The sequence below is a fragment of the Nitrobacter sp. NHB1 genome (assembly GCF_036964665.1).
Lineage (GTDB): Bacteria > Pseudomonadota > Alphaproteobacteria > Rhizobiales > Xanthobacteraceae > Nitrobacter.
In genome coordinates this window covers 1,164,681-1,185,578 of sequence record NZ_JBAMDA010000001.1, presented here as the reverse complement: position 1 = coordinate 1,185,578, position 20,898 = coordinate 1,164,681, and the positions used below count along the sequence as shown (strand labels likewise).

Annotated in this window: 16 protein-coding genes and 1 pseudogene; 16 read left to right on the top strand and 1 reads right to left on the bottom strand. The window is 61.4% G+C overall.

Annotated elements, in window-relative coordinates; translation table 11 throughout:
- Positions 1 to 10: 10 nt before the first annotated feature.
- Together V4R08_RS05535 and V4R08_RS05530 are read left to right on the top strand one after the other, a co-directional pair.
- A complete protein-coding gene (locus V4R08_RS05535; protein ID WP_335578429.1) occupies positions 11 to 274 on the top strand; it encodes a hypothetical protein in 264 nt (87 codons plus the stop codon).
- 33 nt (positions 275 to 307) lie between these two features.
- Positions 308 to 814: pseudogene (locus V4R08_RS05530) on the top strand (IS1 family transposase); the annotation flags it as partial.
- Here V4R08_RS05530 and V4R08_RS05525 read toward each other — a convergent pair.
- Positions 811 to 1,344 (bottom strand): hypothetical protein, encoded by a 534-nt coding sequence (locus V4R08_RS05525; protein ID WP_335578428.1) that lies wholly within the window; start codon positions 1,342 to 1,344, stop codon positions 811 to 813. The pseudogene V4R08_RS05530 and the gene V4R08_RS05525 sit on opposite strands and share 4 nt — an antisense overlap.
- A 424-nt stretch (positions 1,345 to 1,768) precedes the next feature.
- Between V4R08_RS05525 and dnaE the strand changes: the two genes are divergently transcribed.
- The 14 genes from dnaE (at position 1,769) to lpxA (ending at position 20,897) form a co-directional block, all read left to right on the top strand.
- Positions 1,769 to 5,272, top strand: a complete 3,504-nt coding sequence (gene dnaE, locus V4R08_RS05520) for a DNA polymerase III subunit alpha (protein ID WP_335578427.1) — start codon at positions 1,769 to 1,771, stop codon at positions 5,270 to 5,272.
- Between the two features lie 169 nt (positions 5,273 to 5,441).
- A complete protein-coding gene (locus tag V4R08_RS05515; RefSeq protein WP_335578426.1) occupies positions 5,442 to 7,973 on the top strand; it encodes a caspase family protein in 2,532 nt (843 codons plus the stop codon).
- A gap of 230 nt (positions 7,974 to 8,203) precedes the next feature.
- Positions 8,204 to 9,202, top strand: a complete 999-nt coding sequence (locus tag V4R08_RS05510) for a 30S ribosomal protein S2 (RefSeq protein ID WP_335578425.1) — start codon at positions 8,204 to 8,206, stop codon at positions 9,200 to 9,202.
- Positions 9,203 to 9,331: 129 nt separating this feature from the next.
- Entirely contained in the window at positions 9,332 to 10,255 is a 924-nt protein-coding gene (tsf, locus tag V4R08_RS05505; RefSeq protein WP_335578424.1) for a translation elongation factor Ts, read from the top strand.
- A 51-nt stretch (positions 10,256 to 10,306) separates the two neighbouring features.
- Positions 10,307 to 11,023 (top strand): UMP kinase, encoded by a 717-nt coding sequence (gene pyrH / locus V4R08_RS05500; RefSeq protein ID WP_335578423.1) that lies wholly within the window; start codon positions 10,307 to 10,309, stop codon positions 11,021 to 11,023.
- 60 nt (positions 11,024 to 11,083) lie between these two features.
- Entirely contained in the window at positions 11,084 to 11,647 is a 564-nt protein-coding gene (gene frr, locus V4R08_RS05495) for a ribosome recycling factor (protein ID WP_335578422.1), read from the top strand.
- An 18-nt stretch (positions 11,648 to 11,665) separates the two neighbouring features.
- Positions 11,666 to 12,424, top strand: coding sequence for an isoprenyl transferase (locus V4R08_RS05490; protein ID WP_335578421.1), 759 nt, complete (start codon positions 11,666 to 11,668; stop codon positions 12,422 to 12,424).
- 5 nt (positions 12,425 to 12,429) lie between these two features.
- The gene (locus V4R08_RS05485; RefSeq protein ID WP_335578420.1) at positions 12,430 to 13,272 is read left to right on the top strand and encodes a phosphatidate cytidylyltransferase; all 843 of its coding nucleotides are present in this window, start codon (positions 12,430 to 12,432) and stop codon (positions 13,270 to 13,272) included.
- Positions 13,273 to 13,275: 3 nt separating this feature from the next.
- Positions 13,276 to 14,499 (top strand): 1-deoxy-D-xylulose-5-phosphate reductoisomerase, encoded by a 1,224-nt coding sequence (gene dxr, locus V4R08_RS05480; protein ID WP_335578419.1) that lies wholly within the window; start codon positions 13,276 to 13,278, stop codon positions 14,497 to 14,499.
- Positions 14,500 to 14,545: 46 nt separating this feature from the next.
- Positions 14,546 to 15,697 carry a M50 family metallopeptidase gene (locus V4R08_RS05475; RefSeq protein WP_335578418.1) on the top strand — a complete coding sequence of 384 codons (1,152 nt, stop codon included), beginning with the start codon at positions 14,546 to 14,548 and terminating at the stop codon, positions 15,695 to 15,697.
- A gap of 288 nt (positions 15,698 to 15,985) precedes the next feature.
- Positions 15,986 to 18,514, top strand: coding sequence for an outer membrane protein assembly factor BamA (gene bamA, locus V4R08_RS05470; RefSeq protein ID WP_335578417.1), 2,529 nt, complete (start codon positions 15,986 to 15,988; stop codon positions 18,512 to 18,514).
- Positions 18,515 to 18,546: 32 nt separating this feature from the next.
- The gene (lpxD, locus tag V4R08_RS05465) at positions 18,547 to 19,632 is read left to right on the top strand and encodes a UDP-3-O-(3-hydroxymyristoyl)glucosamine N-acyltransferase (protein WP_335578416.1); all 1,086 of its coding nucleotides are present in this window, start codon (positions 18,547 to 18,549) and stop codon (positions 19,630 to 19,632) included.
- 3 nt (positions 19,633 to 19,635) lie between these two features.
- Complete coding sequence (gene fabZ, locus V4R08_RS05460; protein ID WP_011510202.1) at positions 19,636 to 20,091, top strand: 3-hydroxyacyl-ACP dehydratase FabZ; 456 nt, start codon at positions 19,636 to 19,638, stop codon at positions 20,089 to 20,091.
- Complete coding sequence (lpxA, locus tag V4R08_RS05455) at positions 20,091 to 20,897, top strand: acyl-ACP--UDP-N-acetylglucosamine O-acyltransferase (protein ID WP_335578415.1); 807 nt, start codon at positions 20,091 to 20,093, stop codon at positions 20,895 to 20,897. The genes fabZ and lpxA overlap by 1 nt, the downstream gene beginning before the upstream one ends.
- Position 20,898 lies beyond the last annotated feature (1 nt).

Genomic DNA, 20,898 nt, shown 5'->3' with positions numbered 1-20,898 from the left:
TATTCGGGGGATGGCAGTTTCCCTCAAATCCTTGCGGCGCGTGGCCAGTTACGCCGTTCCCGCGCTGATGCTCGTTCTGCTCGCCTACGGGGCGAGTCGGTTCCATGATGGACCTATCAGTCCATGCGCGAGCGGCTATTGCTCGACTCATGGCCTCGCTCATAGTGCTGACGATTATGCGGCCTACAAGGCTTGGGAGAAGACAGCATTTGTCATTTGGCCGCTCGGTATGGTGGCCCTGTTCTTCCTACAACGTGGTAAGGGCGACGAATGACCCCCAAACGCCCTAGGGACCCCAACCAGCTAGATTCGCTACAGTCCCGCGAAGTGCCTTGGAGCGGATAAGAAGCCGAAGATAGGCAATCCCGACCAGAAGCATATCAGCACATCATATGTTGAGCGCAGCAACCTCACGATGCGGATGCACATACGCCGGTTCACTCGGCTCACGAATGCCTTCTCAAAGAAGGTCGAAAACCACGCCGCCGCGATTGCGCTCCATACGATGTATTACAACTTTGTCCGCATCCATCAGACCTTGAAGGTTACGCCCGCAATGGCTGCGGGCGTCACTGACAAGCTGTGGGAAGTGTCCGACATCGTCGCGATGTTGGAGCAGTGGGAGCTTGCGAACTTCAAGCCGGAATATCAATTCGTGGTCCGGCAGTACGCAATCGGGAAGGGCCATCAGGTCAGCGTTCTGTGGCGCGGCGGGGAAGTGGATAGCATCTTCGGATTTGAGAAGGAGGCGGATGCACTGGAATGGATTAAGGAAAAGTCGCGAGTTTGGTTGTTGGCAAACGCAAAGACTTAAGCTGCCGGGAATGGATTGCTTGGTTTGAGCGTCTGTCCATCTTGAAAAACAGGAATTTTCAACATCCCTAAATCGTGAAGGAGGCGAACGAAGGTTTCTACTTCGGGTATATTTGATTTGAACATAAACCCATGAAAGCGGCAGCCAACAATCCCGCCAATGCCGCCATCATAGACAAGCGTTACATTTCGAAACTCACAATCATAATATTCAAATCCTGAGAGCATCACCTCCTCATTTGTAAACACCTTTCCTCTGATGCGCTGAGGAGGGCCTTTTGCCTTCCGCGATGATCTCGCAATGGGCTGATAGAGCCTGAGTCCTATCCCAATTAGAATCCACGTAATGAGCCCAGCGCCTAATACGCCCGCCCATCGAAACGCTTCCCAAAACCACGATAGTTGCGAGAGAGCCCAACCCATCACAGTCGCGCCCGTGAGGCCTGTGATAAGTAGGAAGGCGCTCCACACCCAACCGCCCAAACTGAGAGCGGTATCCGCTCCTTTAAATTTCTCGAAAAACTTGAACATCGCGATTGCATACCACGTCCTCCTTGTTCGTCGCAGGATGGCAGCGAGCCAGGTCAAGAATTAACCACAGGGGTCATTCTTCAAACTGACCCACTACCCGCCCTTGACTTTTAGAACAAAACATAAACAATGTTCCTGTTATGTTCTGATCGGAGGAGGGAATCATGTTGAGACTATTCGTTGAGGAGGTGACGGCGCTGGCCTCGATCGTGCTGTTCGTCGGGATGATCGCCGTCTGGGCGCAACTCATTCCGCAGCTTTCGTGAGTGTGTGCGGCTTTCCGGGGCGTGCTGGGGAAAACAGGAACAGCTCCGCCGGCGCCTGGGTTTCGCATGGACAGGGCGGGTGCAAGCGCTCACCATTCTTTGTCGAGTCGGCTTATCACGCCGTCAACGTAGCTCCGCACCGATGATTGCCTGAAGCCATGACCGAGAAGCCCGTCGTCGCCGCCGGTTTCGTCCACCTGCACGTCCATTCGGCCTATTCGCTTTTGAAGGGTTCGATCAAGATTCAGAAACTGGTGGAACTGGCCAAGGCCGACCGTCAACCGGCATTGGCGCTCACCGACACCGACAATATGTTCGGTGCGCTGGAATTCTCCGACAAGGTCGCGGGTTACGGGATTCAGCCGATCGTCGGGTGCGAACTGGCGGTCGACTTCGGCGATCAGGATCCCAATGCGCGCAGCACGCTTCCCTTCGCCCGAGTTGTTCTGCTGGCGACGCGCGAGGCCGGTTATCGCAACCTGATGCGGCTGAATTCCCGCGCGTTCCTCGAAACGGCGGTACATCAGACCCCGCACATCAAGTCGGAGTGGCTTCGGGATGAAAACGAAGGGCTGATCGCCTTGACCGGCGGCCCCGACGGGCCGGTGGCGCTGGCGCTCAATGCCGATCATTCCGCTCTTGCGACTGCACGTTGCGATCAACTCGCCCGAATTTTCGGCGACCGGCTCTATGTCGAGTTACAGCGTCATGGCCTCGACAAGGAACGGCGCGTCGAAGGGGCGTTGATCGACCTCGCCTATGCCAAGGGCCTTCCGCTGGTCGCGACCAACGAGCCGTATTTTGCCACCTCCGATGATTATGAGGCCCATGATGCCTTGCTGTGCATCGCCGGCGGCCGCCTGGTTGCGGAAACCGACCGCGATCAACTGACGCCGGATCATCGCTTCAAGACCCGCGCGGAAATGGCCGTGCTGTTCGCCGACCTTCCGGAAGCGTTGTCGTCCACAACTGAAATTGCGGAACGTTGCGCGTTCCGTCCCCTGACGCGCAAGCCGATCCTGCCGCATTTTGCGGTCGGCGCCGGCGCCAACGCGGCGGATGCGAAAAGCGATGAGGTTGCCGAATTGCGGCGCCAGGCGGAAGAGGGGCTTGCCAACCGGCTGGCGGTTCACGGCGTCTCAAAGGGAATGACGGAGGACGACTACAGCGCGCGCCTGAGTTTCGAACTCGACGTCATCACCCGCATGAACTATGCGGGTTATTTCCTGATCGTTGCGGACTTTATCAAGCACGCCAAGTCCGAGGGCATTCCGGTGGGGCCGGGCCGGGGCTCCGGCGCTGGCTCGCTGGTCGCCTATGCGCTCACCATCACCGATCTGGATCCGATCCGGTTCGGTCTGCTGTTCGAGCGCTTCCTCAACCCCGAACGCGTGTCGATGCCGGACTTCGATATCGATTTCTGCCAGGAGCGGCGCGGCGAGGTCATCGACTACGTGCAGAAGCGCTACGGCCGCGATCAGGTCGCGCAGATCATTACATTTGGAACGCTTCAGGCGCGCGGCGTTCTGCGTGACGTCGGCCGCGTCTTGCAGATGCCTTACGGGCAGGTCGACAAGCTGACCAAGCTGGTCCCGCAAAATCCCGCAGCGCCCGTGACTCTGGCCGCCGCGATCGCGAGCGAGCCGAAGCTGCAGGCGTTTCGCGACGAGGATCCGGTGGTGGCGCGCGCGTTCGATATCGCCCAGCGTCTCGAAGGGCTGACGCGTCATGCCTCGACCCATGCCGCGGGCATCGTGATCGGCGATCGTCCCCTGAGCGAACTCGTGCCGTTGTACCGCGATCCGAAGTCGGACATGCCGGTGACCCAGTTCAACATGAAGTGGGTGGAGCCGGCAGGGCTCGTGAAGTTCGACTTTCTCGGCCTGAAGACGCTGACTGTTCTTGACGTTGCCGTGAAGTTGCTGAAGCAGCGCAATATCGATGTCGATCTCGCCACATTGCCGCTCGACGATGCGGCAAGCTACCAGATGCTGATGCGGGGCGACGTGGTCGGCGTGTTCCAGGTTGAAAGTCAGGGTATGCGGCGGGCGCTGGTGGACATGCGCCCGGATCGTTTCGAGGACATCATCGCGCTGGTCGCGCTGTATCGGCCGGGGCCGATGGCGAATATTCCGACCTACTGCGCGCGCAAGCATGGCGAAGAGGAGCCGGAGTATCTTCATCCCATGCTGGAGCCGATCCTCAAGGAAACGTTTGGCGTCATCATCTATCAGGAACAGGTGATGCAGATCGCCCAGGTCATGGCCGGCTATTCGCTCGGCGACGCCGACCTGCTGCGGCGCGCGATGGGCAAGAAGATTCGCGCTGAAATGGAGAAGCAGCGAGCGATCTTCGTTGCCGGCTCCGTGAAAAACGGCGTGCCCAAGGGGCAGGCGGAAACGATTTTCGAGTTGCTGGCGAAGTTTGCCGATTACGGTTTCAACAAAAGCCATGCCGCGGCCTATGCGCTCGTGTCCTACCAGACGGCGTATATGAAAGCGCATTACCCCGTCGAGTTTCTGGCGGCGTCGATGACGCTGGATATGAGCAACACCGACAAGCTCTCGGAGTTTCGCAGCGAGGCCCAGCGCCTCGGCATCAAGGTCGAAACGCCCTCGATCAACCGCTCGGGAGCGACCTTCGAGGTCAGCGACGGCGTCATCTGTTACGCGCTGGCGGCGCTGAAGGGAGTGGGCGCGCAGGCGGTCGAGCAGATCGTTGAAGCCCGCAAGAGCGGGTTGTTCACGTCGCTGGCCGATTTTGCCGTCAGGGTGTCGCCGCGCGCCGTCAACAAGCGCGTGATCGAAAGCCTGGCGGCCGCCGGCGCGTTCGATGCGCTCGAACCCAACCGCGCCGGCGTGTTCGCCGGCGCCGAGGCAATCCTTGCCGCGTGCCAGCGCAGTCACGAGGCCGCGACGCTCGGTCAGAACGACATGTTCGGCGGTATGGCGGATGCGCCGGCCATCATGCTGCCTCAGGCGGAGCCGTGGTTGCCGTCCGATCGGCTGAAGCGCGAGTACGATGCGGTCGGATTTTTCCTGTCCGGGCATCCGCTCGACGACTACGCAACCGCGCTGAAACGGCTGCGCGTCCAGTCCTGGGCCGAGTTTTCCCGTGCGGTGAAGACAGGCGCGACCGCGAGCAAGGTCGCCGCGACGGTCGTCTCGCGGATGGAGCGGCGCACCAAGACCGGCAACAAGATGGGTATCGTCGGCCTGTCCGATCCGACAGGCCATTTCGAGGCGGTGCTGTTCTCGGAAGGGCTGGCGCAATTTCGCGAGGTGCTGGAGCCGGGGGCCGCGGTTTTGATGCAACTCGGCGCAGAGTTGCAAGGCGAGGAGGTTCGCGCCCGCATTCTGCACGCGGAGCCCTTGGACGATGCCGCGGCCAAGACCCAGAAGGGCTTGCGGATTTTCCTGCGCGATACCAGGCCGCTCGATTCGATCGTAAAGCGACTTCAGACGCCCGAAAACGATGACCCGGCCGGGTCCGCAAAAGGCCCCGCCTCCAGGCAATCCGGAGACGGCGACGTCTCGCTGGTGATGTTGCTGGACCTCGAAACCGAGGTGGAAATAAAGCTTCCTGGCCGTTTTCGGGTTTCGCCTCAGGTCGCAGGCGCAATCAAGGCGGTTTCGGGGGTGGTGGACGTCCAGGCGGTCTAAGCCAATCTCGACTGCTTAAATTCTTGCGCGTTGCTCAAGGGAGAGAGCCTCGCGGATCTCAATCTTTGTGGATGTGCCTTGTTCGGACCGCTTTTCGTTCAAATAACATTCAGATAACCGCGCGCTGAATGCCTGAGGTTCATATTGGCTGTTGGTAGGCAGAACGATCATGCGCCTGAACAGAAGTCTCGCAATCTTTGTGTCGTGTCTGCTTTTCTTCGGTGTGTGCTCGGTGATCCCGAGCGCGGCTATCGCCCAGCAACAGGAAAAGCGTATCGCGCTGGTGATCGGGAATGGCGCATATGCCAAGGCTCCGCTCGCGACCGCAGCCAATGATGGTGGACTTATCGCGCAGACGCTGCAAGCGGCCGGGTTCGATGTCAGCGGCGCGCGCGATCTCGACGGCGATACGCTGCGCGGGGCTTTTCGTGACTTCGTGAAGAAAGCGGAAGCATCGGGCCCTGATACCGTCGCGGTGGTGTATCTCGCAGGTTACGGCGTCCAGTACGCGGGCGAGAACTATTTCATTCCGGTGGATTCGACGATCACGCATGACACCGATATCCCGACCGAAGGTTTGCGGATCGGTGATTACATGCACCAACTCACGGCGTTGCCGTTGAAGCTCAGCATCGTCGTGCTGGATATCGCGCGCGAGCAGCCGTTCGTCGAAGATGGATCAATTGCAAGCGGCCTTGCCCTGGTCGAACCCAATCCGCGAATGCTGGTCGCATTCAATGCTGCGCCGGGTACGGTCGCGCCGGAAGAGCAGGGGCCATACGGCGTTTACGCGCAGGCGCTCGCTGAAATGATCCGCACCGGCGGCCTGCCGCTTCCCGAGTTGTTCAATCGGGTGCGTCTGCGCGTCAACGAGAACACCAAGGGCGCGCAGGTGCCGTGGGACACGCAGAAGGTCGACGATGCGCGGTTCATGTTCTTCGATCGCGCGCCGGATGCGCCAGCGACCGCGTCGCCTGATCAAGTCGCGGCGGTGCGCGACAAACCGATCCGCGATCTCGGTGCGTCAGACGCGTATCTGGCGGCGCTCGATCGGGACACCTTGCAGGGCTACGAGGATTTCCTTACCGCCTATCCGCACGATCCAATGGCGAAGCGGGTGAGGGCGATCGTCGCGGCGCGTCGTGAGGCGATCACCTGGCGGCGCAGCTATCGCGCCGACACGCCGGACGCCTACTGGTCATACTTGCGGCGCTATCCGCACGGCCCCCATGCCGCTGATGCGCGGCGCAGGCTCGCGATTCTGTCGGCTGCGCTCGAGCCGCCGCAAACATTCACGGCTCTGGATTACGACGTGCCGCCGCCGCCGCCGGATGAGATTGTCTATGTCGACCGCCCGGTGCTGATGTTCAGCGATCCGGATTTCGACTTTGCTCCGCCGCCACCGCCGCCGGTGTTTTTCCTGCCGCCGCCGCCACCGGACTTCGTGGTGCTGGAGCCGCCGCCGCCGCCGATCGGATTGTTCTACCTGCCGAGTCCGTTGTTCGTGCCGATACCTGCCTATGTAAGCGCCCCAGCTTATGTGCAGCCGCCGCCGAACAACATCATCTTCAACAACATCCACAACACTACGGTGATCAACAACGTCATCAACCGTTCGCCGCCCGCGACCACGGCAAATCCGGCGGCGCCTCTGATAAACCCGGCGGCGCCCAAAGTTGCGCCGGGCAACAAGACCGCTCCGGTGCAAAACCCGGCCGCGCAAGTTCAGGTCAGCCAGCCCGCTGCACATGCAGGACCCGGGCTACCTGCCGCGGTGATGCGGAAAGCAACCCTGATTCAACAAGGCAAAGCGCCAGTCCCGCTGAGCGCGTCCATTAAACCGGCTGCGAAAGCTGGATCGGCTACGGAACGTACCGGCAAGCCGCCCGGACCACGCCGTGCGATGCCTAAGGCTGGCGGCACACGGGCTCAGCCCGCTAAGCCGCAATCGGCTACAACTCCGCCTGCCACGGCCCCGGCCACGACCGGGCACCCGCCCGCGACAGCGGTGCAGCCTGGCAAGCCAGCGTCGGGCTCGGCTTCGGCCAGCAAGCAGATTCCGAAGACCAACGCGCTGCCGGTGCCCGGTACCAAAGGGACGCCGCCGGAACCGGGCGCGTCGACACCAAAACCCGCCGCCACTGGTCCTGGGACGGCACCAGTTTCCGGTGTTCGACCATCGCCGAGCGTCCGACGGGGTGGTGTTGTGCCAAGCCCAGCCGCGCCACGGGCTGTGTCAAAACCCGGCGCCGCAACTTCAGCGCGGAAACCGCAAATTCACCCGCAACTCCGAAGGCCGGGACCATCATCCCGAAGCACTCCAACAGCTGTCGCGCCTCCACATACGCCTCCGCCGCGGGCTGCTCCGACCGTAAGGTCCGCGTCTCCGCCACGACGTGCCGGGCCAACGGCAAGACCCGCGGCTCCAGTGTCGCACGCGGCCCCGCCATTGCGGAGGATGGCGGCGCCTCCGAGACCTGCGCCGCCGCGACGCGTCGCCCGGCCACCGCGGCCCGCGCCGCACGCCGCACCTTCGCGAATGGCTCCGCCGCGGCGCGTTGCGCCGCCGCCGAGACCTGTCGCGCCGCCTCGGGCGGCCCCACGCCCCCCACGGCCGGCGCCGGTCGCCCGTCCGGCGCCACCGCCACATCGTGCCGCGCCTGCGGCCAAGAAGTGTCCGCCGAACGTCGCCAAATGCTAGCAGTAGTGCCGGTCCGACCTCGCCATCTGACCGACATTGTTCCCTTTACGGGAGGCCGAATAACGGCCGGAAATCCTTGCGCTAGGGTGATGCGGCGGCTATAAGCCGCGCCATCTCACACGGAAACATGGCCTAAACAGCCGTCCGGTGGCAGCCGGACCGCATTCCTTTTGGTTTGACGGTTTGTCCTGCTCACACGTTTCCGGAGGAACCAACCGGAGAATTGAACTATGGCGCTTCCTGAATTTTCCATGCGTCAGCTGCTTGAAGCTGGCGTTCATTTCGGCCACCAATCGCACCGCTGGAATCCGAAAATGGCGGATTACATTTTCGGTGCGCGCAACAACATCCATATCATCGATCTGGCGCAGACCGTGCCGCTGCTGCATCGCGCGCTGCAGGCCGTCAGCGATACCGTCGCCAAGGGTGGCCGCATACTGTTCGTCGGCACCAAGCGGCAGGCGCAGGACGGCGTCGCCGAGGCTGCGAAGCGGTCGGCGCAGTACTTTGTCAACTCGCGCTGGCTCGGCGGCACGCTGACCAACTGGAAGACGATTTCCGGTTCGATCAAGCGGCTGCGCCATCTCGATGAGGTGCTCAATTCCGGCGATGCTAACGCCTACACGAAGAAGGAGCGGCTGACGCTGCAGCGCGAGCGCGACAAGCTTGATCGCTCGCTGGGCGGCATCAAGGACATGGGCGGCCTGCCGGACCTGATCTTCGTGATCGACACCAACAAGGAAGACATCGCGATCCAGGAGGCCCAGCGGCTGAACATCCCGGTCGCGGCGATCGTCGACACCAACTGCGATCCCAAGGGCATCACCTATCTGGTTCCGGGCAATGACGACGCCGGCCGCGCCATCAGCCTGTATTGCGACCTGATTGCGCGTGCGGCGATCGACGGCATTTCGCGAGCCCAGGGTGATTCCGGCATTGACATCGGCGCTTCGGTTCAGCCGGCGCGCGAAGAACTTCCGGCTGCCGCGCAGCCTGCCGGCTTCCAGGGTCTCGCCGGTCCGCGCGGCGTCGCCGACGATCTCAAGAAGCTCACGGGCGTCTCCGGTGAGATCGAGAAGAAGTTCAACGACCTCGGCATCTTCCACTACTGGCAGCTCGCCGAGTTCGACCACGAGACCGCTCACAAGATCGGTGAAGAGGTTGGACTTCCGGGCCGTGCTGACGGCTGGGTCGCCCAGGCCAAGGCGCTGACCGCCGAGGCCGAATAACGTGACGGGCCGGCGGTTTCGCGGCCGCCCGCTTTCACACCGGATCTTCTGACTTGTTTCCTGAGTAGAGGTGGGGCGGTGGCCGGTGAGCTGCACCGCAGTCTCCTGACAGGCAAAGGACATACAGCAATGGCAACAATCACCGCAGCCATGGTCAAGGAACTGCGCGAAACCACCGGCGTCGGCATGATGGATTGCAAGCAGGCGCTGGCCGAGAACAACGGTGATATGCAGGCTGCGATCGACTGGCTGCGCAAGAAGGGACTGTCGAAAGCCGCCAAAAAGGCCGGACGCGTTGCGGCCGAGGGCCTGATCGGCGCCGTCACCAGCGGCAACAAGGGCGTCGTCGTCGAAGTCAATTCGGAAACCGACTTCGTCGCGCGCAACGAGCAGTTCCAGGGGCTGGTCAAGATGGTGGCGCAAGTCGCCCTCAGCGTCGGCGCCGATGTCGAGGCGATCAAGGCCGCCAAGGTTGGCAGCGCGACCGTGGAGACGGCCATCTCGGATGCGATCGCCACCATCGGCGAGAACATGACGCTGCGTCGCGCCGCGTTGCTCGAGGTCAGCAAGGGGCTTGTCGCGAGCTATGTCCACAATGCCGTCATCGATGGCGCCGGAAAAATGGGTGTGATCGTCGCGCTCGAGTCAGCGGGGAACTCCGACGAACTCGCTGCGCTTGGCCGTCAGATCGCGATGCATGTCGCGTCCTCGAACCCGTTGGCCATCGATCCTTCGGGGGTCGATCCTGCCGTCGTCAAGCGCGAGAAGGACATCCTCGCCGACAAGTTCCGGCAGCAGGGCAAGCCCGAAGCGATGATCGAGAAGATCACCGAGTCCGGCCTGAAAACCTTCTTCAAGGAACAGACCTTGCTGGAACAACCGTTCATCTTCGACGACAAGAAAAGCGTCGGCCAGGCGCTCAAGGACGCTGAGGGCAAGGTCGGCGCGCCCGTGAAGCTCACAGGCTTTGTGCGCTATGCACTCGGCGAGGGCATCGAGAAGGCCGAATCCGATTTTGCGGCCGAGGTTGCCGCGGCCGCCGGGCAGGGGTAACGCCAGACCTGAATGGGGCGGAGACAAGACTCACGGCGGAGCTAACGCATCATGGATGAGCCGGCCTATCGTCGTGTTGTCATTAAATTGTCCGGGGAATATCTGGCGGGTTCGCAGCCCTTCGGGATCGACCAGCCGACCGTCGATCGTATCGCCGGCGATCTGACCTCTGCACGCGAGTTGGGAACGGAAATCGCGGTTGTGGTCGGTGGTGGAAACATATTCCGGGGCGTCGAAGTGTCATCTCGCGGCGTCTCGCGCCCGACCGGCGATACCATGGGAATGCTTGCGACCGTGATGAACTGCCTTGCGCTCGAGGCCGCCCTCGAACGCCGCGGGCAGTCGGCCCGCGCCCTGTCTGCGTTCGTGATGCCCGAAGTCTGCGAGCTTTTCACCCGCAATGCGGCGCACAAATACCTCTCGGAGGGGCGTATTGTTCTGCTCGCCGGCGGGACCGGCAATCCTTATTTCACGACCGACACCACGGCGGTGCTTCGTGCCGCAGAAATCGGCGCGCAAGCCGTGCTCAAGGCGACGAACGTGGATGGTGTTTACAGTTCGGACCCGAAGAAAGACCCGTCAGCGAAACGGTTCGAGCGGTTAAGCCACTCGCAGGCGCTCGAAGGCGGCTATAAGGTGATGGATGCGACTGCTTTCGCGCTTGCCCGCGAGACGTCGCTGCCTATCATTGTGTTCTCGATCGCCGAACCGGGTTCGATCGGTGCAATTTTGCAAGGCACCGGTCGGGGAACGGTCGTCGCCAGTTGATTCATGGCGTCGGGCCGGGTGCGGTCGGAGGTCGAAGACGTGTCCGGGATGGAGAGCGGTATGACGGCGGGTAATTTCGATATCAACGAGTTGAAACGCCGGATGCAGGGGGCAATTCAATCCCTCAAGCACGAGTTGGGCGGTTTGCGGACCGGGCGGGCGGCGGCATCGATGCTCGAACCGGTGCAGGTCGAGGCCTATGGCAGCCACATGCCCTTGAATCAGGTTGCGACGATCAGTGTTCCGGAGCCGCGCCTGCTGTCGGTGCAGGTCTGGGACAAGTCGATGGTGAAGGCGGTGGAAAAGGCGATCGTCGATTCCAATCTGGGATTGAGCCCCGCGACCGAAGGACAGGTGCTGCGTCTTCGCATCCCCGAACTGAACGAAGAGCGTCGCAAGGAACTGGTCAAGGTCGCGCACAAGTATGCCGAGGCGGCGAAAGTGGCGGTTCGTCACGTGCGGCGCGACGGCCTGGATACGATCAAGAAGCTCGAGAAGAATCACGAGATGTCGGAGGACGATCAGAAGCGTTTGGACAATGACGTTCAGAAAGCGACCGATGCTATGATCTCCGAAATCGATCAATTGCTGGCGGGCAAGGAAAAGGAAATCCTCACCGTTTAGCGGGACTGGACTGACCTCATGTCGAATGCCGTCGCGCCCGCAACCAATGGATCGGATCACACCGATGCGCCGCTGCATGTCGCCATCATCATGGACGGAAATGGGCGCTGGGCGGCGTCGCGCGGTTTGCCGCGCGCCGAAGGTCATCGTCGCGGTGTCGAGGCGCTGCGGCGCGTTGTGCGGGCGGCGCATGAACTCGGCATTCAGTACCTGACGATCTTTTCCTTCAGCTCGGAAAACTGGTCGCGGCCCGCCACCGAAATTGGCGATCTTTTCGGCTTGCTACGCCGGTTTGTCCGCAATGATCTGGCCTCGCTGCATCGTGACGGTGTTCGCGTGCGCGTTATCGGTGAGCGCGCGGGGCTGGAGCCGGACATTTGCGCGCTTCTCGGCGAGGCGGAAGAACTCACCAGAGACAACACTCGCCTCACGCTGGTCGTGGCCTTCAACTATGGCTCACGGCAGGAAATTGCCAACGCCGCGCAGCAACTGGCGCAGGAGGTCGCGGACGGCAAGCGCGATCCGGCGACGATCGATGCGGACGCGCTCGGTCAGTATCTCGATGCGCCCGATATTCCTGATCCCGACCTGATCATCCGCACCAGCGGCGAACAGCGTCTGTCGAATTTCCTGATGTGGCAGGCGGCCTACAGCGAATTCGTTTTTGTTCCGATGCATTGGCCGGATTTCGACAAGGCAGCGCTGGAAGGCGCGATTGCCGAATATGCCAGACGCGAGCGTCGCTTCGGTGGCTTGGCTGCGAAAACCGCATCGTGATGGATATGAACCAGGATCAGGTAGCGCCAGTTTCCGGAGGGGAATCGCGAAATCTCCGGGCGCGTATCATCGCAGCACTGGTTCTCGCGCCGGCTGCGATTGCCGTCGCATGGACCGGCGGACCGCTGTGGATCGGACTTGTGACGCTCGCGGCCGTCGGCCTTTACGTCGAATGGCTCATGATCGTCGGCACCGCGCAGGAAACGCGGACGGCTGCCGCCGGGATCACGGCTCTCGTCGTATCGGGCCTGTGTCTGGGGTTGGGACACAGCGGATATTCGCTGATTATTCTTGTTATCGGCGCTGCGGCGGTTGCTGCGGTGTCGCAACGGCTGCGCCTTTGGTCGGTGGCCGGATTTTGTTATGCGGCGGCGGCGGAATTCGCCTCGGCGCAACTGCGCATCGACGGCGACTACGGATTCATCGCGTTGATGTTGGTGCTGCTGGTGGTTTGGGTGACCGATATCGGAGGTTATTTCGCCGGCCGCGGAATCGGTGGACCCAAATTGTGGCCTCGCGTTAGTCCGAAGAAGACATGGGCGGGTGCGGTGGGCGGCCTCGTCGCGAGCCTAGTTGTCGCCGCCGGATTTTCCGCCTTCGGTTTTGGAGGAATAGCGCCCTTGCTTCTGCTTGGGGCGATTCTGTCAATCGTGTCGCAATCGGGCGATCTATTTGAGTCGGCGGTCAAGAGGCGTTTCGGGGTCAAGGACTCCAGTCAGATCATTCCGGGACACGGCGGGTTGCTCGACCGCCTCGACGGCTTTGTTGCGGCGATTGTTCTCGCCGCGCTTTTCGGATTTTTGCGTGGCGATGCGGATGGCATCGGTCATGCCCTTATGGTTTGGTGATGTATGAGTGCTGTTCCGCTGAAAAACGACAAGCCGGTTCAGGCTGGCGTCAGGACCGTGACGGTTCTGGGAGCGACCGGATCGATCGGCGACAGCACGATGGATTTGTTGCGCGGCGCGCCCGGCCGCTACCGTGTCGAAGCGCTGACCGCGAATTCCAATGTCGAGGCTCTTGTCAAACTGGCGCGGGAATTCGACGCGCGGTTCGTGGCGGTCGCCGATTCCACGCGCTTTGGCGAGTTGAAGGATGCGCTCGCCGGCAGCGGTATCGAGTGTGGCGTCGGCGAAAGCGCGATCATCGAGGCTGCTTCGCGTCCGGCCGACTGGTTGATGGCGGCGGTGAGCGGCGCGGCCGGACTGAAGCCCGCGCTTGCGGCCGTGGATCGCGGGACAACGATTGCGCTTGCGAACAAGGAGTGCCTCGTCTGCGCCGGCGACTTCTTCATGCAGCGCGCCGCGAAGGCGGGGGCCTGCATCCTGCCGGCCGACTCCGAACACAATGCCCTGTTTCAAGCCTTGAGTTCGGGAAATCGCGATGAACTCACGCGCGTCATCATTACCGCATCGGGGGGGCCGTTTCGCACCTGGGCGGCGGCCGACATCGAGAAGGCGACCCTGGCGCAGGCGCTAAAGCATCCGAACTGGAGCATGGGCCGGAAGATCACCATCGATTCGGCGTCGATGATGAACAAGGGACTCGAGGTCATCGAGGCGGCCTGCCTGTTCGCGCTGACGCCGGACGAGATCGACGTCCTGGTTCACCCGCAATCGATCGTCCACGGCATGGTCGAATTCTCCGACCGATCCGTCGTCGCTCAACTCGGAACTCCCGATATGCGGACGCCGATCGCCCATTGCCTCGGCTGGCCCGAGCGCATTGCTGGACCGGCGGCGAAGCTCGATCTCGCCACCATCGGACAGTTGACATTCGAGGCGCCGGATTTCACGCGGTTCCCAGCGCTCCGGCTGGCCTACGACGCGCTGAGAACGGGGAACGGCGCAACCACGGTCTACAATGCCGCAAACGAGATCGCCGTTGCGGCGTTCATCGGCGAGAAAATCAGGTTCGGCGCCATTGCGCGGCTGGTCGAGGCCACCATGAATGACTGGGTCCGGGCAGGAAATCTCGCGCCGCTGACGTCGGCTGACGACGCCATCGCCATTGATCACAACGCGCGGAACATGGCCGCGTCGCTATTGCCACAAATTGCCGCAAAGGCCACCTAAAGGGTGGCCGGAAACAGGGCCTCCGGCACTGGACGAGGGAAACGGGATGGCCGAGTTTTTTCTTCATGGTTTCAATACATTAAGCCACGGTTTGATCGGCTATATCGTTCCGTTCCTGTTTGTTCTCACCATCGTCGTTTTCTTTCACGAACTCGGCCACTTTCTGGTTGGGCGCTGGGTGGGCGTGAAGATCCTGACCTTCTCCGTCGGCTTTGGACCAGAATTGGCGGGCTTCAACGACAGGCACGGGACGCGCTGGAAACTCTCCGCCATCCCCCTCGGTGGATACGTCAAGTTTTTTGGCGATGATTCCGAAGCGAGTACGCCGTCGAATGCAGCCCTCGCAGCCATGACGGCGGAGGAGCGAGACGGCAGCTTTCATCACAAGAAAGTTCTCCCGCGTGCCGCGATCGTGGCTGCGGGGCCGATTGCCAACTTTATCCTCGCGATCGTCATCTTCGCCGGCCTGTTCACGATTTTCGGCAAGCCCAGCACGACCCCCCGTGTCGATACGGTGCAGGCCGGCAGCGCAGCCGAAGCGGCCGGTTTCAAACCCGGCGACATCGTGACCGCTATCAACGGCAGCGGGATCGACAGCTTTTCAGATATGCAGCGTATCGTCGGAATCAGCGCCGGCGAGACGCTGACATTCGCCGTGAAGCGCGGCGATTCGATTATCGATCTGCGGGGAACACCGCAGCTCAAGGACATCAAGGACAGGTTTGGAAACGAGCACAGGATCGGCGTTCTCGGGATTGCGCGCGCGACCTCGCCTGGAGATGTCACCACGGAACGCGTGAATCCGGCGACGGCGGTATGGCTGGGAGTCAAGGAAACCTGGTTCGTGGTCGACAGCACGATGTCCTATATCGGTGGAATTTTCACCGGGCGCGAGGACGCCGACCAGATCGGGGGACCGCTTCGGATCGCGCAGATATCCGGGCAGGTCGCCACGATCGGCCCCGCCGCGCTAATCCATCTTGCCGCCGTTCTTTCCATATCCATCGGGCTGCTGAACCTGTTTCCGGTTCCGTTGCTGGATGGCGGGCACCTTTTGTTTTATGCGGTCGAAGCCGCTCGAGGCCGGCCGATGTCCGAGCGTGCACAGGAAATGGGGTTCCGAATCGGACTCGGCCTGGTGCTGATGCTGATGGTTTTTGCGACCTACAACGATATTCTGCATCTGGCCGGCTCGTGAGTCGCGCGTTCTCTAGGGCGGGATGAGGAAAAGTGTGTAGCGGTTTTCCGCCCGCATGCGGCCCTAAAATGCTGGAATCGATCACGTTCATGATTTTGGATCGATTCAATCCAAAATCATCGCGATCCGGGCGTGGCTAATGGGCAACGTCTTGGAGTTAAATTGGAATTGCACTGCGAAAGGCCGTTTGCCACTCTGGCAAAATTAGCTACAAGCGTTGCAACGAATGGGAATCTGCCGGTTCGTAGGGGTATGGGCCGGCATCGGAATGATAAGGGCGCGCTGCGCATGAATGCTGGAATGCGAGTGTTAAGGGGGACACTGCTCGCCGCCCTGATGGCCGTTGCCGTGCCGGTCGCCGCTGTCGTGACCGTTCCGCTTGTGTCGTCGCCAGCCGCCGCCCAGACTCTTTCGTCGATTTCCGTCGAGGGGAACCGCCGGGTCGAGCTGGAGACGATCCGTTCGTATTTCAAGCCGGATGCAAACGGGCGCCTCGACCAGGCGAGCATCGACGACGCGTTGAAAGCGCTGATCGGGACCGGTCTGTTCCAGGACGTCAGGATCAACCGTGTCGGAGGCCGGCTCGTGGTCTCGGTCGTGGAAAATCCGGTCATCAACAGGGTTGCGTTCGAGGGCAACAAGAAGATCAAGGACGAGCAACTGAAGGCGGAAATTCAGTCCAAGCCGCGCGGCACGTTCTCCCGGCCGATGGTCCAGTCCGACGTCCAGCGAATCGTTGAAATCTATCGCCACTCCGGCCGCTACGATGTGCGCGTTACCCCCCAGATCATCGAGCAACCCAACAACCGCGTTGATCTCGTTTTTTCGATCAACGAAGGCGGCAAGACCAGCGTCAAATCGGTCGAATTCATCGGCAACCACGCTTTTTCGTCCTACCGTCTGAAGGACGTGATCAAGACGCATGAGTCGAACATCCTGAGCTTCCTCGGTAGCGGGGACGTGTACGATCCCGACCGCGTCGAGGCCGATCGCGACTTGCTGCGCCGCTATTATCTGAAGCACGGCTATGCGGACGTTCAGGTCGTTGCCGCCTTGACCGAATACGATCCCGCTCGCCACGGGTTCCTCGTGACCTTCAAGATCGACGAAGGCCAGCAGTACCGCGTCGGATCGGTGACATTCGAATCGACGGTTCCGTCGCTCGACGGAAATTCGTTGCGCAGCTTTTCTCAAGTCCACGTCGGGGCACTCTATAACGCCGAGGCGCTTGAGAAGTCGGTCGAGGAAATGCAGGTCGAAGCGTCGCGGCGCGGATTTGCATTCGCCGTGGTGCGCCCGCGAGGTGACCGCAACTTCGATGCCCATACCGTCTCGATCGTATTTGCGATCGACGAAGGCCCGAGAACCTACATCGAGCGCATCAACATCAGGGGCAACACGCGGACGCGGGACTATGTGATCCGGCGCGAGTTCGATATTTCTGAAGGCGACGCCTACAATCGATCGCTGGTGGATCGTGCCGAGCGCCGCCTGAAGAACCTCGATTTCTTCAAGACGGTCAAGATCACGACCGAGCCGGGATCGTCCAGCGATCGCGTGATTCTCGACGTCGACGTCGAGGATAAGTCGACCGGCGACTTCTCGGTGTCCGGCGGCTATTCGACGACCCAGGGCGCACTCGCGGAAGTCAGCGTCTCCGAACGCAACTTGCTGGGCCGCGGTCTGTATGCAAAGGCCGCTGTTCAGTACGGGCAGTACGCGCGGGGATATTCGCTGTCGTTTGTCGAGCCCTACCTGCTGGACTATCGTGTCGCGCTCGGGCTCGATTTCTACCAGCGCGAGCAACTCGCCAACCAATACATCTCCTATAACATGAAGACGCTCGGATTCAGCCCGCGGCTCGGCTTCGGCCTGCGGGAGGATCTGACCCTGCAATTGCGTTATTCGATCTTCCAGCAGGAAATTACGCTGCCGACCGCCCTGCGGAACTGTAACAATATTCAATTCAACCCGGATGGTACGCCTAACCCGCTCTACAATCCGTCGCCCGCATTCGCTGGTCCGGGAGTCGGATTGGGTTGCTACTCCGACGGTGAAGCTTCGCTTCCGATCCGCCGGGAGTTGGCTGGCGGCAAGACGCTGACCTCGATGCTCGGCTACACGCTGACCTACAATACCCTCGACAACAACAAGAACCCGACCGACGGTCTGCTGATCGATTTCAGGCAGGACTTTGCCGGCGTCGGTGGTGACGTCAGCTACCTGAAGACCGCGATCGATGCGAAGTACTATCGGCCGCTGGTCTCGGACATCGTCGGTCTGATCCATCTGCAAGGCGGTATCCTGAATAGCGTCGGCAAGGACGACGGACAGCCTGGAATTCGTATGCTGGATAATTTCCAGATGGGCCCGAATCTGGTGCGTGGTTTCGCGCCGAATGGCATCGGTCCGAGAGATACCAATTATCTAAGCACGATGGATGCTTTGGGTGGCACCAAGTACTGGGGCGCTTCGGTCGAGTTGCAGATGCCGTTCTGGTTCCTGCCGAAGGAAGTCGGGTTGAAGGGCGCGGTCTATGCGGATGCCGGCTCGCTCTGGGGTTACGAGGGACCGACCTCTTACGCGCTGACCGGCGAGTTCAATGCGCCGGGCTGCATAAAAGGTACGTCGAGCAGTTCGGGAACGTGTGCCGGTCTTCAGTATGACGACACCAACCTGGTCAGGACCTCGGTCGGTGTCGGCCTGATCTGGCAGTCTCCGTTCGGCCCGCTCCGCTTCGACTACGCCGTGCCGATCACAAAGGGCAAGTACGACCGGGTGCAGGAGTTCAGGTTTGGCGGCGGAACGACGTTCTGAGCGTGATCACGGCGCGCACCGCGACGGATGGAATGGCGCAACCGGCATTCTTTAAGCAGCCGCCGTCGTTGACGCTGGCGGAGATCGCCGCATCGACGGGAGCGCAGTTGATCGACGCCTCCCGTGGTGACCAGCGGATTACCGGCCTCGCTTCGCTCGACCAGGCCGGGCCGATGCATCTCACGTTTTTCGACAACCAGAAGTATGCCGCGCAACTGGCGGCGACCAAGGCGGGCGCCTGTTTCGTCAGCCCGCGATTCGAGGCCAGCGTACCGGCCCACGTGGCTGTTCTGCGATCGGCGGCGCCGTTTGGTGCGTTCGTGAGGATCGCGCGAGACTTTCATGCCGATACCCTCCGGCCGCAATCCTGGTTCGACAACGAGGCAATCGCGCCCTCGGCCGTCATTCATCCGTCCGCGCATCTTGAAGATTCGGTCGTCGTCGATCCTTTGGCGGTGATCGGCCCCGGAGTCGAAATCGGAACCGGTTCGGTCATCGGTTCGGGCGCGGTGATCGGCCCCGGTGTGCGGATCGGCAGGAACTGCAATGTTGGCGCAGGCACGACGATCCAGACCACTCTTATCGGCAATAATGTTCTCATCCATCCCGGCTGTCATATTGGTCAGGATGGCTACGGCTTCATTTTCTTCGGCTCCGAAGGCCATGTTAAGGTTCCGCAGACCGGGCGCGTGCTGATCCAGAACGATGTCGAGATCGGCGCCGGCACAACCATCGATCGCGGCAGCCTGCGCGATACGGTTATCGGGGAGGGGACCAAAATCGACAACCAGGTCCAGATCGGCCACAACGTCAGGATCGGCCGGCGCTGCCTGCTGGCGGCCCAAATCGGCCTGGCGGGCAGCCTGACGATCGGCGACAACGTGGCGATAGGCGCCAAGGTCGGGATCAATAACCACCTTCATATCGGTGACGGCGCGCAGATCGTTGCGATGAGCGGGGTCAAGGACGATATTCCTCCGAACGGTCGCTGGGGCGGTTATTTCGCAAAACCAACCAAGCAGTGGTACCGCGAACTGTTTGCGGTGGAGCGCCTGGGGCGCGATGGTGCGCCCAACGCCGGATCGGCCACGCCCGATCCAACGGATCGAGGTGAATGAGTAATGGAGTCGCCGATCAAGTTCGAGGAGGTGGACATTGCCACCATTCTCAAAACTCTCCCTCATCGTTATCCATTCCTGCTGATCGACCGGGTCATCAACATTCGCGCCGATCACAGCGGTATCGGCGTGAAGAACGTCACGATCAATGAGCCTGCGTTCCAGGGGCACTTTCCGGAACGACCGGTCTATCCGGGGGTGTTGATGATCGAGGGGATGGCGCAGACGGCGGGTGTCATCGGCATCACGTCGGTAGAGGGCACCGAAAAGCCTCGCGCGGTTTATTTCCTGACCATCGACAAGTGCAAGTTCCGCAAGCCGGTGATGCCGGGCGATATCGTCGAATATCACATGCGCAGCATCGGTCGCCGCAAGACGATGTGGTGGTTTCACGGCGACGCGAAGGTGAATGGCGCGACCGTCGCCGAAGCCGACGTCGGCGCGATGCTGACCGACTGATGAGCAAGATCGACGCTACCGCACGGATTGAAGATGGTGCCGTGATCGGAGAGGCGACCGAGATCGGGCCGTTCTGCACGGTCGGCCCTCACGTCGTCCTCGGCCCGAATTGCCGCCTGATATCGCATGTGTCCGTCACGGGCCACACGACCATCGGGGCAAATTGCACGATCTATCCGTTCGCCGCGCTTGGCGGCGCGCCACAGGATATGGGTTACCGGAACGAGCCGACGCGTCTCGAGATCGGTGACGGCTGCACGATCCGCGAAAGCGTGACGATGAACGTCGGCAGCCCCAAGGATGTCGGCGTTACCCGCGTCGGTGCCCGCGGGTTCTTCATGAGTTACAGTCATGTCGGCCACGACTGCCAGGTCGGCGATGACGTGATCTTTGCCAACTCGGCAACGTTGGGAGGGCACTGCAAGGTCGGAGATAACGTCTATATCGGCGGTCTTTCGGCGGTGCATCAGTTCGCGCGTATCGGCAGACAAGCCATGATCGGCGGCCTCACCGGCATTCGCGGCGATGTGATTCCTTATGGCTTCGTCAACGGCCAGCATGGGCACCTCGAGGGTCTCAACGTTGTCGGCATGAGGCGCCGCAAGTTCACCCGCGAGCGTCTCGCCAAGGTCAGGTCCTTCTATCAGGAGCTGTTTTACGGGCCGGGTCTGTTTGCAGAGCGCCTCGAGCGCGTTCAAGCCTGTGCGTCGGACGATCCGGCCATTGCGGAGATCCTGACGTTCATCGGCGAGGGTAAGCATCGCCCTTTGTGTTTGCCGGAGGACGGTGCAAATAAATCTGCATAGC

Excerpts from the sequence above, each read along its gene's own strand:
- V4R08_RS05485 (WP_335578420.1), top strand. The coding sequence starts at position 12,430 with ATGAACCAGGATCAGGTAGCGCCAGTTTCCGGAGGGGAATCGCGAAAT.
- frr (WP_335578422.1), top strand. The coding sequence starts at position 11,084 with ATGACGGCGGGTAATTTCGATATCAACGAGTTGAAACGCCGGATGCAG.
- V4R08_RS05515 (WP_335578426.1), top strand. The coding sequence starts at position 5,442 with ATGCGCCTGAACAGAAGTCTCGCAATCTTTGTGTCGTGTCTGCTTTTC.
- lpxD (WP_335578416.1), top strand. The coding sequence starts at position 18,547 with ATGGCGCAACCGGCATTCTTTAAGCAGCCGCCGTCGTTGACGCTGGCG.
- V4R08_RS05475 (WP_335578418.1), top strand. The coding sequence starts at position 14,546 with ATGGCCGAGTTTTTTCTTCATGGTTTCAATACATTAAGCCACGGTTTG.
- tsf (WP_335578424.1), top strand. The coding sequence starts at position 9,332 with ATGGCAACAATCACCGCAGCCATGGTCAAGGAACTGCGCGAAACCACC.
- V4R08_RS05535 (WP_335578429.1), top strand. The coding sequence starts at position 11 with ATGGCAGTTTCCCTCAAATCCTTGCGGCGCGTGGCCAGTTACGCCGTT.
- V4R08_RS05510 (WP_335578425.1), top strand. The coding sequence starts at position 8,204 with ATGGCGCTTCCTGAATTTTCCATGCGTCAGCTGCTTGAAGCTGGCGTT.
- fabZ (WP_011510202.1), top strand. The coding sequence starts at position 19,636 with ATGGAGTCGCCGATCAAGTTCGAGGAGGTGGACATTGCCACCATTCTC.
- dxr (WP_335578419.1), top strand. The coding sequence starts at position 13,276 with ATGAGTGCTGTTCCGCTGAAAAACGACAAGCCGGTTCAGGCTGGCGTC.
- V4R08_RS05490 (WP_335578421.1), top strand. The coding sequence starts at position 11,666 with ATGTCGAATGCCGTCGCGCCCGCAACCAATGGATCGGATCACACCGAT.
- pyrH (WP_335578423.1), top strand. The coding sequence starts at position 10,307 with ATGGATGAGCCGGCCTATCGTCGTGTTGTCATTAAATTGTCCGGGGAA.
- bamA (WP_335578417.1), top strand. The coding sequence starts at position 15,986 with ATGAATGCTGGAATGCGAGTGTTAAGGGGGACACTGCTCGCCGCCCTG.
- V4R08_RS05525 (WP_335578428.1), bottom strand. The coding sequence starts at position 1,344 with ATGTTCAAGTTTTTCGAGAAATTTAAAGGAGCGGATACCGCTCTCAGT.
- lpxA (WP_335578415.1), top strand. The coding sequence starts at position 20,091 with ATGAGCAAGATCGACGCTACCGCACGGATTGAAGATGGTGCCGTGATC.
- dnaE (WP_335578427.1), top strand. The coding sequence starts at position 1,769 with ATGACCGAGAAGCCCGTCGTCGCCGCCGGTTTCGTCCACCTGCACGTC.